This is a genomic window from Aliiglaciecola sp. (assembly GCF_039982535.1).
Lineage (GTDB): Bacteria > Pseudomonadota > Gammaproteobacteria > Enterobacterales > Alteromonadaceae > Aliiglaciecola.
Window position 1 is genome coordinate 1 of sequence record NZ_JBDWYG010000062.1, and the last position, 14,055, is coordinate 14,055.

General features: G+C 39.7%; 10 protein-coding genes. 8 read left to right on the forward strand and 2 right to left on the reverse strand.

What is annotated here, in order from left to right:
• On the reverse strand, positions 1-536 hold a 536-nt coding region (locus ABJV04_RS16895), incomplete at its 3' end, for an aminotransferase class I/II-fold pyridoxal phosphate-dependent enzyme (protein ID WP_348492762.1).
• 97 nt (positions 537-633) lie between these two features.
• On the reverse strand, positions 634-4,161 hold the full coding sequence (locus ABJV04_RS16900; protein ID WP_348492763.1) for a 6-hydroxymethylpterin diphosphokinase MptE-like protein: 3,528 nt from the start codon (positions 4,159-4,161) through the stop codon (positions 634-636).
• 292 nt (positions 4,162-4,453) lie between these two features.
• On the opposite strand from ABJV04_RS16900, the gene ABJV04_RS16905 reads away from it, so the two are divergent.
• The 8 genes from ABJV04_RS16905 to fliH all read left to right on the forward strand — a co-directional run bounded on the left by ABJV04_RS16905 (position 4,454) and on the right by fliH (position 14,052).
• On the forward strand, positions 4,454-5,254 hold the full coding sequence (locus ABJV04_RS16905; protein ID WP_348492764.1) for a flagellin: 801 nt from the start codon (positions 4,454-4,456) through the stop codon (positions 5,252-5,254).
• A gap of 350 nt (positions 5,255-5,604) precedes the next feature.
• Complete coding sequence (locus tag ABJV04_RS16910; protein ID WP_348492765.1) at positions 5,605-7,086, forward strand: sigma-54 dependent transcriptional regulator; 1,482 nt, start codon at positions 5,605-5,607, stop codon at positions 7,084-7,086.
• Positions 7,087-7,275: 189 nt separating this feature from the next.
• Positions 7,276-8,457 carry an ATP-binding protein gene (locus ABJV04_RS16915; protein WP_348492766.1) on the forward strand — a complete coding sequence of 394 codons (1,182 nt, stop codon included), beginning with the start codon at positions 7,276-7,278 and terminating at the stop codon, positions 8,455-8,457.
• The gene (locus ABJV04_RS16920) at positions 8,454-9,797 is read left to right on the forward strand and encodes a sigma-54 dependent transcriptional regulator (RefSeq protein WP_348492767.1); all 1,344 of its coding nucleotides are present in this window, start codon (positions 8,454-8,456) and stop codon (positions 9,795-9,797) included. Before ABJV04_RS16915 ends, ABJV04_RS16920 begins: the two co-directional genes overlap by 4 nt.
• Positions 9,798-10,110: 313 nt before the next feature.
• Positions 10,111-10,431, forward strand: coding sequence for a flagellar hook-basal body complex protein FliE (gene fliE, locus ABJV04_RS16925; protein WP_348492768.1), 321 nt, complete (start codon positions 10,111-10,113; stop codon positions 10,429-10,431).
• A 19-nt stretch (positions 10,432-10,450) separates the two neighbouring features.
• Positions 10,451-12,154: a flagellar basal-body MS-ring/collar protein FliF gene (fliF, locus tag ABJV04_RS16930; RefSeq protein WP_348492769.1), complete on the forward strand. Its 1,704-nt coding sequence runs from the start codon at positions 10,451-10,453 to the stop codon at positions 12,152-12,154.
• Between the two features lie 8 nt (positions 12,155-12,162).
• Positions 12,163-13,200, forward strand: a complete 1,038-nt coding sequence (gene fliG, locus ABJV04_RS16935; protein WP_303470190.1) for a flagellar motor switch protein FliG — start codon at positions 12,163-12,165, stop codon at positions 13,198-13,200.
• A 42-nt stretch (positions 13,201-13,242) separates the two neighbouring features.
• Positions 13,243-14,052 (forward strand): flagellar assembly protein FliH, encoded by an 810-nt coding sequence (fliH, locus tag ABJV04_RS16940; protein ID WP_348492770.1) that lies wholly within the window; start codon positions 13,243-13,245, stop codon positions 14,050-14,052.
• The last annotated feature ends 3 nt before the right edge of the window (positions 14,053-14,055 follow it).

The window sequence follows — 14,055 nt, forward strand, 5'->3', positions numbered from 1 at the left end:
AAATTTTTGAGAGTTGTTTTAGGCCAGCAGACTCCGCTTGGGTTAACGGGATTACATATGATTATTGCTGATGTCGCAGAAGTTATTTTATTTAAAATTTCATCGAGAGTGGGAATGAATTTGCATTCTTGTTTACCCGAAATGGACTTAACGTGGACGCCTGAATATTCACAAATCTCTTTGTAACTCATCCAACAGGGTTCTGGAATAATGACCTCTGAGTCTTTTGGGCAAACAGCATTGATAGCATATAATAAACCTAATTTAGCTCCTGGTGTAACAACTACATTACTCGGGCTAGATGATAGGTTATGTTTTTTATTTACTAGTGTGGAAATTAGTTTGCGTAATTCTGAGGTACCGTAAGATGAACTATATTCACTGTGATTACTGGAGTTAAGGACTTTACGCAAAGTTTTCTGATTTATTGGAGCTTTAAAATCAGGCTGCCCTACACTTAAGTTTATTATTTTTACACCCTTAACCTCTAACTCTCGTGCTTTTTGGGCTATTTCAATTGATGCTGGAATTTTCATACGCCCCACTTCATAACTATTGACAGTAATTGGGAATCAAGTCTTTTATTATCGACTCGTATTAAAACAAAACTCAAATAACTGATTTGGCAGTCTATCATTGCTCATAATGCTCATCGTTAAGAATACTGACTCCTCGTTTTTGATTTTTCTCAATATCTTCTTTAGGAGCAACTTCGTGTAGGAGATCTCTTTTTGTTACTAGATTAGTTAACTTTGTACCTCTAGTGCCAGTTAAAGACAAAGGTTTAATTTTAGATGGCTTATTTTTTAAAAATACGCACACAAATAGGGGGAAATCATAGGCTACATAATCCTCTTCGATAAATAGAATTTTGTCATCGTTAAATATTTTTTCATTATATGTTCTATGCTTTCCTAGTATGAAGTCGCAATTGTGGGCACTCAAGCACGCCCTGATTGTAGCATTAGCTGCGTAAAAAGTGTCGTGGATAATACTCTTATCTTTAATGAGAAGTGGAAGCACTGTAACGTTTTCATACCTCAAGTTGATATTATCGCTTACTATTATTGTCGACTTTGTCCCTCTAATAATTGGGCCCTGTATATTTTGATAATAGATGACATAATCGGGTAATTTATCCGAGTTTGCAGCAAACTTATCAGTACTTTCTATGATTAGATAATTGGTTAAATAAGAAAAGTTTTTGTTTAATATCCATTTTAAACTTTTATTAAAATTTTGATCAGAAGATACGACCAAGAGAAAGCTCTGTCTATTTTGTTGCTCTAAATAAACGTTTTCTTTTTGCCATTTATTGAAAAATGAAATTGAAATATCGAAATCTTCTATTTGGAAATCGTCAACTTTTATTTTTATGGAGTTTAAAGTTGAATGCCAACAGTCTTTCGCTGATACAAGTGATGCGGAGGGGGATGATTGCAAATTCGAAGAACAGCTCAATTTTGTTAAAACTGCATTGGCATAATTAACTGTTCCGTATAGATAATAAAATAATAATGACTTTCCATTTTTATATGAACGAAACAATAATTCTTTTTGTTTATTAATAAGTTGGTTAACTTTCTCTGGTGTGGAAATGTCTTGTTCGACTAATGTTTCTAAATCGCTTAATTCTTTAATTAAAAGTGAATGTGAATATTGTTTTTCGAATTTTTGTACAAATGTTTCTAGGCCATTAGTTGAAAAAACCCCTTCTTTAAGAGATTTAATCAGTTGTTGTTTTTGCTCAATAGATGAAACAATCAATAAGTTATCTGTTTCTACCGGAATAGTGCCTTGAATTTTTGCACCATCACTGCAGTTATAAAAAATTTGATGTTTAGGTTTTGCATTTGTAACTTGTTCAATTATTTGACGAGAAACTTTGAATTCGTGTTTTGTATTAACCGAAGGTCTAAAGTTACCCGGTACCACCAATGATGTGTTATTTCTTTCTGAGTAATCATAGGTTTCTTGGCCATCTTTCTTATAATAGCCAGATGACTTCGAATGGTGGTGTTTTACATTGACAAAACCAAGGTCTACACCCAGTAAATAAATCGTACTAAAACCTATTTGACTAAATAAATCACAGGCAAAATTGCTTACAGTTGGAAATGCGTTTTGTAGTACTCCAAAATTCTCCCACCCTAAAACATTTAGGGCTGATACAGTAGAAGATTCTCCCTCTTTAAAAGCAACTAGAACGTCTTTATATAAGTTACATGTATCAGGGTGGATACCATTACATGATATTAGGGTAATCTTTTTAAGGTAGTCTAGATCACCTATTACAACAGCCCAATCAAAAGTAGAACGATTCTGCTCAATTTCTGCATGAAAGTCTGGGGTAATACCGTTTCGATGCAAGGCCTGAAGTGCGGTTCCACAACTTACAACAATTGCTTTGTCTTGCCATTCTTTAATCGCTTCTATCGAGCTATCCAACGACGGTCCATTGCCAACTATAAATATTGGCACTTCTTTGTCATCGTAACTTAGCTTTGCAGATGGATTGTTGGTTAGTACTGGGATCTTGCGCCTCATTCCCTCTTTGGTATGAGCAATGCCATAATAAGCATGATCAAAATATTCGCCCATGGATATTACCACTTGCAACTGCTCGCGGAGTTGGCCAATTGCGCTGTTCAATGCGGAGTTATAGTAGCTTTGATAAAAGTAGGTATTGTTTAGAATATAGGGGCCTATTGAGTGGAACTGACTCAATAAATCTCTAAATAAATGAGATCCGTCATCACCGATATTTAAATAAATTCGTGCATTAGTCTTTTCAATTTTTTCAAAAATTGCAGACCAATCGATGGCAAACAGTGAGGCATAGAAAAAGTCGGAATTTGGCTCACAAATAAATAGTTTTTCAACTTTGTGGTTTGTTAATAAGTGTTCAAGTTGGTAACCGACACCCAAACCAAACATGATGATGGACGCTACTGTACTAGGTAGTTCGCCAATCTCATCTTCGGCTTGCTTTAACAGTTCTTCAGTTTTCTTTACGAATTTATAGTGCTCGTAATGCGCCAGCTTTTTACCAGAGTAACCTAAAACTAACCCATCTTTATTTGGCTGAGAGTAAAAATTGTCAAAATTTAATTGGCAGTCGTGGATAGGGGATTCGCCATACCAAGTTGTCAGGTTTTCTTTATTTAATAAATTAACTTCATCTTCTTGGGATTTAATGGGTAACCAATGAACCGGTTTATATGTTTTAAACTTTTTGTAAATTTCCGGATAGTACTTCTCGAAGGCCTTTAGATTTTTCTCAAACCTTTGTTGTTTTTCCGAAACTGGCGCACATTGTTGCAAGTTTACTTCTGGTGTCCAGCTCGGCACATAGGTGAGATAGTTTTCAGTTTCACTGACTTTAAAACCGTTCTTTTTAATATCTGACCATGAACGTTGTGATAGCTCATTAAAAATGGCATCAAAGATAGGGTGATTATAGTGTTTGAAAATACGAAACTTACTAATGCCCTCGTGCTCTTGTAATTGTTGAATATCGTCAACAATGTTGCGGCCATCTTTTTCTATTTGTAAGAAAATAGCGGTTCCATTCTTTTTCCCTAAAGCGAAAATTTCAGACCAATCAATGGCTAAGGATGAGCATTGGAAGTATTGAATTTGTGGTTCATAAATCACAAGGTTTTTGATTTTATGTTGGCTAAGTAGAAGAGGTAGATGCATACCTAATCCACAACCTAAAACCACTAGACATTCAATTTCTTCAGGTAACGAGGGTTGCTGTTGCCTAACTTGAAATGCATTTAGGGTATGAAAATCTAAAGAGCCTTTGCTTGGTTCATCTGTCACAGTTGACGTTGTGGCGTTTTCAGCTAACGAGATAACAGGACTGTGTTGTTCGAAACGTTGAACCTGTTGAGTGATTTCCTGTAACGGATGGAAGCCATATAATGTGCGTCCCACACCATAATCGACAACATTGATTTCACCAAACTTATTACAAAATAGAGAGTGGTTTTGTAATGAAGTGGATTTTATCGTTGGCACCAATGAAGGAATGTTTCGAGCAAAACTATTGATATTCGTATGCTGCATCTCAACAATAGTTGCAGCCAACGTTTGATCTAAATCTTTTTGTTTCTCTTCATCTTTTTCAATGTGTAGTCGTATATTTTTAAGCATGGTTTCTAATTTTTAATGGCGCCACAAGCTAACCCGTTAAAATTGACCAGTGCAGTCACTGGCGTGTTTTTCCTGTTAAAGCGTTAACTTATTGATATTTAATACTTAGGATGATTGTGACCCCTTGATGGTATCTGAGTCAATCGTGTTTAGTTGAATCATACTTTTATGATGAATAATTATACATAGTTATGAATATCAATACCTAGCTTAGCCTAAGTTGATTGCCGATTGCTTACTTTATCGGCGATATTTTGCTATCCTTAACTATAGGTGTAAGAGGAGAAAATTTATGATCAATCTTGATACCAGTAACAATTCATCAATTTTACAGCAGTTACAACAAAAGCAAGAAACCTTGTTTGAAAAGCTGGCTTCAGGTAAGCAAGTTAATAGTGCTGCCGATGACTCTGCTGCGCAACAGATCATTGCTCGATTAACCACGCAAGTAGAGGGGAATAGGCAAGCTATCTCCAATGCTTATGATGGAGTCTCTTTATCTCAGGTTGCCGAAGGCGGCCTGTCAGGAATTAACACCGATGTGAATCGAATTCGTGAGTTATCCGTTCAAGCCGGTAATGGCATTCTGAGTGACTCAGATAGAGAAGCGCTGCAATCGGAAATTTCTCAACTACAAAGCAACATTACCCAGACAATTGAGCAAACCAATTTTGGTGGAAAACCCTTGTTGTCAGAAGAAGGTAGTATTGATTTTCAAGTGGGAGCTAACGCAGGGCAACGCATAGGCGTAGGCACACAAGATGTGGCAGCTCAACTTGATGATGTGTTAAACATCGACGTGTCGACATCCGCAGGCGCTGAAGAAGCCTTGGAAATTGCAGACAACGCTTTGGAATATGTGGGTGGGGCGAGAGCTGATTTAGGGGCGACTCAGAATCAATTTGCCAGTGCTGCACGTAATCTAAGTCAAACTGACGTGAATGTTTCAGCTGCTAGAAGTCGCTTGCAAGATACGGACTATGCACAAGCAACAGCGGATAGTATTGCTACCGGTATTCAAAGCCAAGCATCTTTGTCTGTGCAATCTCAAGCGAATCAACAGCAAGGACAAGTATTGTCATTATTGAGTTAAGTTTCTCACAAAGAGCTTTACTTAATCTCAAACAGAGTAAGCAAAAATAAAAGCAGCTAAGGCTGCTTTTATTTTGTTCAATTTACTGATTTTATTCATAAACATAAAAATTGGTTGTTGCTATCCGACAACGAATGTTTAAAATCAAGATAGAATCGGCATGTGTGTTTCAGTTTCATTTTATAGGTTGCTGACATGAGTAAAAATATACGCTAATCTTTGAGTAGACGGTCTGCGCGAATAGGTAATGTGTTATCACCTATTTTAAAGTAGACAAGCTTGGCAAACTTTTACTTGGATTTGACACACCCTTGAATACAAAAAATAAAAATAACAAAGTTGGGGAAAGGATGAGCACAATTCTGATTATCAGCGGGCATATGTCGCGCGCCAATAATCTCAAAACAATCTTGTCTTTTTTAGGCGAACGTTGTGCCCAGGTTCCTTTTTCCGAAGCAATGTCTGCGTTGAAAAAACAAGATAGCTTTGAAGCGGTTATTATCGATTTCGACTCCCCCGAGCTTACCGATGATGTAGTAAGCAAATTTCCAGCCCAACCCTTTATTGTTATTGGCAATGCACAAACAGATGCTGAATTTAGAGCTAATATCGTCGGACATCTAGAAGAGCCCGTAACCTATCCCGTTTTGACTCAGATGCTGCATCGATGTCAAGAATACTTACGTAAACGGCCAGCCAAAAGTACGAATACTAGTAAAACCAAATTATTCCGTAGTTTAGTGGGGAAAAGCGAAGAAATTCAGAATGTTCGCCACCTAATTGAGCAAGTATCAAGTTCTGACGCGAATGTTTTAGTATTAGGCGAGTCTGGCACAGGTAAAGAAGTCATTGCTCGCAATCTACATTTCTTGTCGAATAGAAATAGTGGTCCTTTCATTCCTGTAAATTGTGGTGCCATTCCTGCTGAACTACTCGAAAGTGAGCTGTTTGGTCATGAAAAAGGCGCATTTACTGGAGCTATCAATTCACGTAAAGGTCGTTTTGAATTGGCCGAAGGTGGTACGCTTTTCTTAGATGAAATTGGCGATATGCCTTTGCAAATGCAAGTTAAATTGCTGCGGGTTTTACAAGAGCGTCAATATGAGCGAGTAGGGGGTAATAAACCCATTAAATGTGACGTTCGTATTGTGGCCGCTACACACCGAGAACTCGAAAATATGATCGCTGAAGGATCCTTTCGAGAAGATTTATATTATCGTTTGAATGTTTTTCCCATTGAAAGCCCTGCTTTAAGAGAGCGTAAAGAAGATATTCCCTTGTTGTTGCAAGAATTGGTATCACGACTAGAGCAAGAAAATGAGAAGTCTTTGCGTTTTACCGAAAATGCGATTAATTCGCTGGTGGAGCACCTCTGGCCCGGCAATGTACGTGAGCTTTCCAATCTCGTCGAAAGATTATTGATCTTATACCCCAATCAAGTGGTAGACGTAACTGATTTACCCTCTAAATACCAATATACCGATGGCGACAACTTTGAACCCGATTACCCTGAAGAGTTATTGGAACGTGAAGCTATAATCGCTTTGTTTAATGACACAAGTGATGATGAAGCCACTGATAGCGATGAAAGTGAATTTGCCGATTCCAATGGTAGTCAGGAGATTAATCAAAACTCTGAATTGAACACCAATTCAGCATTACCATCAGACGGTATGAATCTAAAAGAATATTTATCAGAGCTTGAAATCAGCATGATCAATCAAGCCCTTGACCAACAAGATGGGGTAGTGGCTCGAGCAGCAGAAGCCCTAGGTATGCGCCGTACCACCCTTGTTGAAAAGATGCGAAAATACGCTATTGTCCGCGACTAAATCTGTTGGGTTTAATCTTTACCTAAATTAGTTTCCTTAGTTTTTTTAGACTAAAATACACTCCCGTCATTTTGTTGACGTTCTATTCTCCGTTTGAATTCGTTTAACCTATTGATATATAGGGTAAAATAATTGGCATGGGATATGCTAAATACTCACCATAAGTAATATTTTTGACGTGAGGACTTTATGGCGTTCGACAGTGCATTCAACATATCCTATGCAGACGAACAGAGCGAAATTAGCTCTATAACATCGTCTCATTTAGGTGATCGTGCTTCACATTCAGTCGCACCTCAATCAAACACCCCATCAACTACTGAAGTGTCCAAACAAGAATTTGAGCAGTTAAAAAGCCAAGCTACTAGGCTTGAGCACCTGTTACAGGTTATGCCTGCCGGAGTGGTGGTAATTAATGGAAAAGGGCAAGTGAAACAAGCCAATGCCTTAGCTAAAGCCTTGTTAGGTGAGCCGTTAGAGGGCCAAGCTTGGCGAAAAATCATCGCCCGCTCTTTTAAACCACAAGCTGATGATGGTCATGAGGTCTCTTTGCATGATGGCCGAAAAGTAAAATTATCCATTACGCCGTTAACAGCCGAACCAGGCCAGCTTATCGTGCTGACTGACTTGACTGAAACTAGACAATTACAGCAGCGAATTAGCCACATGCAACGTTTGTCTTCCTTAGGAAAAACCGTTGCATCTATTGTTCATCAAATCCGTACGCCGCTATCTGCCGCGATATTATACGCATCGAATTTAGCCAGCAATCAACTTAGTGATAGTGCTCGTGAGCGCTTTGGCGAAAAGCTAATGCTAAGGTTGAAAGATTTAGAAGGTCAGGTAAACGACATGTTGTTGTTTGCTAAAAGTGGTGAAGAGCAAGTGGTACAAAATATCTCTGTTACAGAGCTAATATCAGAATTATTGGTTTCCTCAGAGAATATGGTTCAACAAGCTAACGCCCAGTTAATCGTCAAAGATATTGACCCGCAATTAACAATATTAGGCAATAAACCCGCGCTTTTGGGGGCACTGCAAAATATTATTCACAATGCGATTCAAGTTCAGCCTGAAGATTGCCAAATAACTATTAGTTGTTTAAACGACAGTCAACAGGTGAGCTTGCACATACAAGATAACGGCCCAGGCGTTGATACACAGTGTCTAAATCGCATTTTTGAGCCTTTTTATACCTCAAAAAGTCATGGTACAGGCTTAGGACTTTCAGTAGTCGCAACTGTGGCTAAGTCCCATGGTGGCTCGGTTACTGTGTCAAATATGCCAGGCGCAGGAGCGTGTTTTAGCCTCATGTTACCTATCATTAATTCAAGTCAAACAACTAAACAGGCTTTGGGAGAGAAATCGTGAGTCAAACCAGCATATTAATTGTAGAAGATGATGCCGGGTTAAGAGAGGCATTAGTCGATACCCTATTACTTGGTGGTTACGAGGTTATAGAGGCAAGCTCGGCTGAACAAGCGATGGTCAAGCTAAGTTCACATAAAGTCGACTTGGTCGTAAGTGATATTCAAATGGGCGAAATGAGTGGCCTAACATTATTGCGCAGTATTAAAAATAAATACCCTAACTTACCGACTTTATTGATGACGGCTTATGCAACAATTGATGATGCAGTGCAAGCAATGCGTGATGGCGCAACTGATTATTTATCAAAACCATTTAGTCCCGAAGTACTGCTAAATTTAGTTGGACGTTATGCTCCAGCTCAACAAGTTGAATCTCGCAATCCTATTGCTGCCGACCCAACTAGTATTAACTTGCTTAATTTAGCTAAGAAAGTTGCTACCTCGGATGCAACCGTAATGGTTTTAGGACCTAGTGGTTCGGGTAAGGAAGTGTTAGCGCGATATATTCACGATCAGTCTAGCCGCAAAGATCAGCCATTTGTTGCCATTAATTGTGCTGCTATTCCTGAGAATATGTTAGAGGCAACTTTGTTCGGCTATGAAAAAGGCGCGTTTACCGGTGCATTGCAAGCCTCTCCGGGTAAGTTTGAATTGGCCCAAGGTGGCAGTATTTTATTAGATGAAATTACTGAAATGGATTTAGCACTGCAGGCAAAACTATTGCGTGTATTGCAAGAAAAAGAAGTGGAAAGATTAGGTGGCCGCAAAACTATCGCATTAGATGTGCGAGTGATTGCCACTAGTAACCGTGATTTAAAACAAGTTGTCAGTGATGGTAAATTCAGAGAGGATTTATACTACAGATTAAATGTTTTCCCATTAATGTGGCATCCATTGGATAAGCGAGCAGGGGACATAGTACCCCTAGCAGAACACATGATAGAAAGACATTACAACGGTAATCAGCCTGCTCCGAGCTTAACCGCTTCAGCTAGAAGTAAGTTAATGCAGCATGTTTGGCCGGGTAATGTACGAGAGTTGGAAAACGTGATCCAACGCGCGTTAATTTTATCTGATGGTGAAACGATTGATGCCAATGATTTGATGATCGAAATTGAGACTGGCCAAACTATGGTGGCTGAACAAGGAAATCAAGCCGAGGTGGATGATAGTAAATTAGGCAGCGAATTACGTCATCAAGAACATCAAATCATTCTAGACACTTTGCAGTCGTGCAACGGTCGACGTAAAGATGTAGCAGAGCGATTGGGCATTAGTCCTCGTACCTTGAGATACAAACTAGCTCGTATGCGCGAAGTGGGGATCGAACTACCTGCTTAGTGATTTAATACCCAAAAAATAGCCGTTAACCAACGGCTATTTTTTTAGTTTTTCTGATGAGTTCATACCTCTTCTAATCCTCCTGTTAACTTACTCCGGTAAATCTCAAAGCTCTACTCAGCTTAGCCAAGCTTAAGTCGTGGGGAAACTGCACTCCGTCAATAAAATGACAAACATCATAACTTATTGATATTTATAGATATAAAAGGTTGGCATTGAGTTTGCTTAGTCAAGCTATAGCTGTAAAAAATTCATGCTTTGCCATTTTTTTTGACATTCGCAAAGCCTATTGATTTGACCACCGGAGCGACACATGGAAATCAAAGCACAATCTTTATATCAAGAAATGCAGGCAATGGCGTCCAATGCACAAATGGACGTTGCGCAGCTACCTGGCACCAATCCTTCTTCACACAACTTTGCCGAAATGTTAGGTCAGGCGATAAACACTGTGAACGATATGCAGCTCGATGCAAAAAACAAACAGATCGCATTTGAGATGGGTGATCCTAATATGAGCCTTGCAGATGTGATGTTGACTAAAGAGAAGTCAGGCATTGCTTTTGAAGCTACCGTGCAGGTACGCAACAAAGTGCTAGAAGCTTATAAACAAATCATGAACATGCCCGTTTAACTTAGCAAGAGGATAACTCGTGGCCGAGGCAACTAGCACTGAGCTTGCACTTAGTGACAATGACAATTATTCAGATTCCACAGAATTAGAGCATAAATCTGGTTTTATGGACGCATTGGGCAATGTAGACATTATGCGTCAAGTGACCATAGTGATTGCGCTAGTGATCTGTATCGCTATTGCGATTTTTATCGTGATTTGGGCACAAGAACCTACTTACCGTCCTTTGGGGAAAATGGAAACCCAAGAACTTATTGAAACCCTCGATTACCTTGATCAGAATTACCCCGACTACATACTTGAAGGTAACGTTGTCAAAGTATTGGAAAGCGACTACAAAGCGATCAAATTAAATATGACTCGCCAAGGTCTCTCTTCTTCCTCTGAAAACACCGGTGCTGAAATCATCATGCAAGATATGGGGTTTGGGGTTTCACAACGAGTTGAAAAAGAGCGTTTAAAGCACGCAAGGGAACAGCAAATTGCGCGCACCATTGAAGAAATAAATGGCGTTAAACGAGCTAAAGTACTCCTTGCTTTACCGGTCGAAAATGTTTTTGCACGAAGAGAGAAAAAAGCCAGTGCCACTGTCGTTGTTACCTCTGGGCGTGGCTCTAGTTTGTCTAATGAAGAAGTGGATGCCATTATCGATATCGTCGGCTCAGCGGTGCAAGGCATGGAACCAAGTCGAGTTACAGTAACAGATAGTAATGGCCGTTTACTTAATTCAGGCTCTCAAGATGCAGCTTCAGCTCGTTCTAGAAAAGAATATGAATTAGAAAAACAACGGGAAAATGCGTACTTAGAAAAGATTGATTCGATCTTGATACCCGTTTTAGGGCTCGGTAATTACACCGCTCAAGCGGATGTAACAATGGACTTTACCGCTGTTGAACAAACCCAGCGCCGTTACAACCCAGATTTGCCGGCTATACGCAGTGAGATGTTGGTGGAGGAAAATAGTGTAGGTGGCGCAATTGCTGGTATTCCAGGTGCCCTAACCAATCAACCCCCGTTAGACTCTAACATTCCGGAAAATGCCACCGGTAGCAACTCACAAACAACCTTACCCGGTAGAAATTCAAAAGAAGAAACCCGCAATTACGAGTTAGATACTACAATTAGTCATACTAAACAGCAGACGGGCTTTATTAAACGATTGAGTGTGTCTGTTGCTGTCGATTATGTGAACCAAGTGGCGGAAGATGGCACACAGTCTTCTTCACCAAGGGAGCAACAAGAGCTGCTTAATATTCGTCGTTTACTGCAAGGTGGAATAGGGTTTGATGTTACCCGAGGAGATTCCTTAGAAGTGGTAAGTATTCCATTTAGTCGTGACAATGATTTTGTACCTGTTGAAGTCCCTTATTATAAAGAAGAATGGTTTGCACAAACGGTAAAAGTAGCGGCTGGCGCCCTTATTATTATCGTACTAATATTTGCTTTAGTTAAACCTATGTTGAGTCGACTAATTAATCCTCAAGATACCACTGAAAGCGACGACTTTGATGTTGATAGCGCATTGGACTTAGGAGATGAAACTATTAGTATGTTGTCTCAAGAGTTTGATGAAGGACAAGTTGGTTTTGCGGCTGATGGTTCTTTGATGTTACCTGATTTACACAAAGATGAAGATGTATTAAAAGCGGTTCGCGCTCTAGTCGCCAATGAACCTGAATTATCAGCTCAGGTAGTCAAAGGCTGGTTAATGCAAGATGAGTAGGAATAGACATGCCTGAAGAAGAATTACCAGAATCCAGCGGATATGACGTTGGAAAATTAGAAGGTGTAGATAAAGCCGCAATTTTACTTTTGAGTTTATCAGAAGAGGACGCTGCTCAAATTCTTAAGCATTTAGAGCCCAAACAAGTGCAACGTTTAGGGCAAGCCATGGCGCAAATCGATGATATGACCCAGCCTAAAATTACCGCTGTGCATAAACATTTTATCGAAGAAATACAGAATTACAGCACCATTGGTTTCCAAAGCCAAGACTTCGTGAAACGCGCTTTAACCGCTGCATTAGGTGAAGATAAAGCGGCCAACTTGATTGACCAAATACTAATGGGAAGTGGAGCTAAAGGTCTCGATTCTCTCAAGTGGATGGACTCTAAACAAGTTGCCAGTATCATCCGAAACGAACACCCGCAAATTCAGACCATAGTTATGTCCTATTTAGATGCTGAGCAATCGGCAGAAATACTGGCACAATTCCCAGAAAAAGTGCGTTTAGACTTGATGATGCGTGTGGCTAATCTTGAAGAAGTGCAGCCAGCTGCCTTGCAAGAACTAAATGAAATTATGGAGAAACAATTTGCCGGTCAAGCGGGCACACAAGCCGCGAAAATGGGCGGCTTGAAGTCAGCGGCGGATATCATGAATTATCTTGATACCAATATCGAAGGTCAGTTGATGGATGCAATACGCGAACAAGACGAGGAAATGAGTCAGCAGATCCAAGACTTAATGTTTGTCTTTGACAACCTTGCGGATGTGGATGATCGTGCAATTCAAGCAATATTGCGTGAAGTGCAACAGGATTCATTACTCAAAGCAATCAAAGGCGCTGATGATGAACTGAAAAACAAAATTACCAAAAACATGTCTAAACGTGCCGCTGAAATGTTAATTGATGACTTAGAAGCCCTAGGTCCGGTTCGCATCAGTGAAGTCGAAACTGCGCAAAAAGAAATTTTATCGGTGGCTAGAAGACTGGCTGATTCTGGCGAAATTATGCTTGGCGGCGGCGGTGGCGAAGAGTTCTTATAAAGCCACTCTCAATTAGCTAGCTTTAATGAAACGGATAAAAATGTGACGGACAAAAATGTGACTGCAAAAGATACTGATGAACATACCCTAAGTGACGATGATATTGCCGCTTGGGAATTGCCGATCTTAGAAGAAACATTTGAAAACACCGACACCAAAACCAATGTTTTTGATCGAAAGCGCACCTGGAAGTATGAACCACCAGAGGTTGAAGAAACCGTTTTGCCGCCTACTGCAGAAGAAATTGAGCAAATACGCGAGTCTGCTTACAAAGAAGGTTTTGAACAAGGTAAGAAGGAAGGTCATGAAGCCGGTTATGCAGATGGTAAGGAGCTAGGTTTAGAAGAAGGTAAAGAGCAAGGCCAAACCCAAGGGTTAGAAGAAGGTTTAGCTCAGGGAAAAGAACAAGTTGAGTCGCATATTGAGGCTTGGCAGACACTTATGGAACAGTTACATCAGCCCGTATCTTTAGTAGAAGAAGAGTTACAGTCTGAATTAGTTAAATTGGCCGTTTCTTTAGCAAAATCGGTAATTCGAACCGAAATACAAACTAACCCAGAAATTCTATTTAATGCGTTAAACGAAGGTTTAAAAGCACTTCCCATCCACGAGTCTCAATATCAAATACATATGCACCCTGACGATATTGAATTGGTTAAAGAGCGTTTTACGGCTGAGCAAATTGAAAAAAATGCTTGGGTATTTGTGGAAAACCCAAGTATGTCTAGAGGCGGATGCGATATCAGCACACAAACCAATGCCGTTGATACCTCTGTTGAGCGAAGAGTTAAAGACGTACTTAATAAGTTTTTGCTTGAACAAGGCCTAAGTGATATCGAAAGTGAGTCCTAAAAG

Excerpts from the sequence above, each read along its gene's own strand:
- ABJV04_RS16900 (WP_348492763.1), bottom strand. The coding sequence starts at position 4,161 with ATGCTTAAAAATATACGACTACACATTGAAAAAGATGAAGAGAAACAA.
- ABJV04_RS16905 (WP_348492764.1), top strand. The coding sequence starts at position 4,454 with ATGATCAATCTTGATACCAGTAACAATTCATCAATTTTACAGCAGTTA.
- ABJV04_RS16915 (WP_348492766.1), top strand. The coding sequence starts at position 7,276 with ATGGCGTTCGACAGTGCATTCAACATATCCTATGCAGACGAACAGAGC.
- fliG (WP_303470190.1), top strand. The coding sequence starts at position 12,163 with ATGCCTGAAGAAGAATTACCAGAATCCAGCGGATATGACGTTGGAAAA.
- fliE (WP_348492768.1), top strand. The coding sequence starts at position 10,111 with ATGGAAATCAAAGCACAATCTTTATATCAAGAAATGCAGGCAATGGCG.
- ABJV04_RS16910 (WP_348492765.1), top strand. The coding sequence starts at position 5,605 with ATGAGCACAATTCTGATTATCAGCGGGCATATGTCGCGCGCCAATAAT.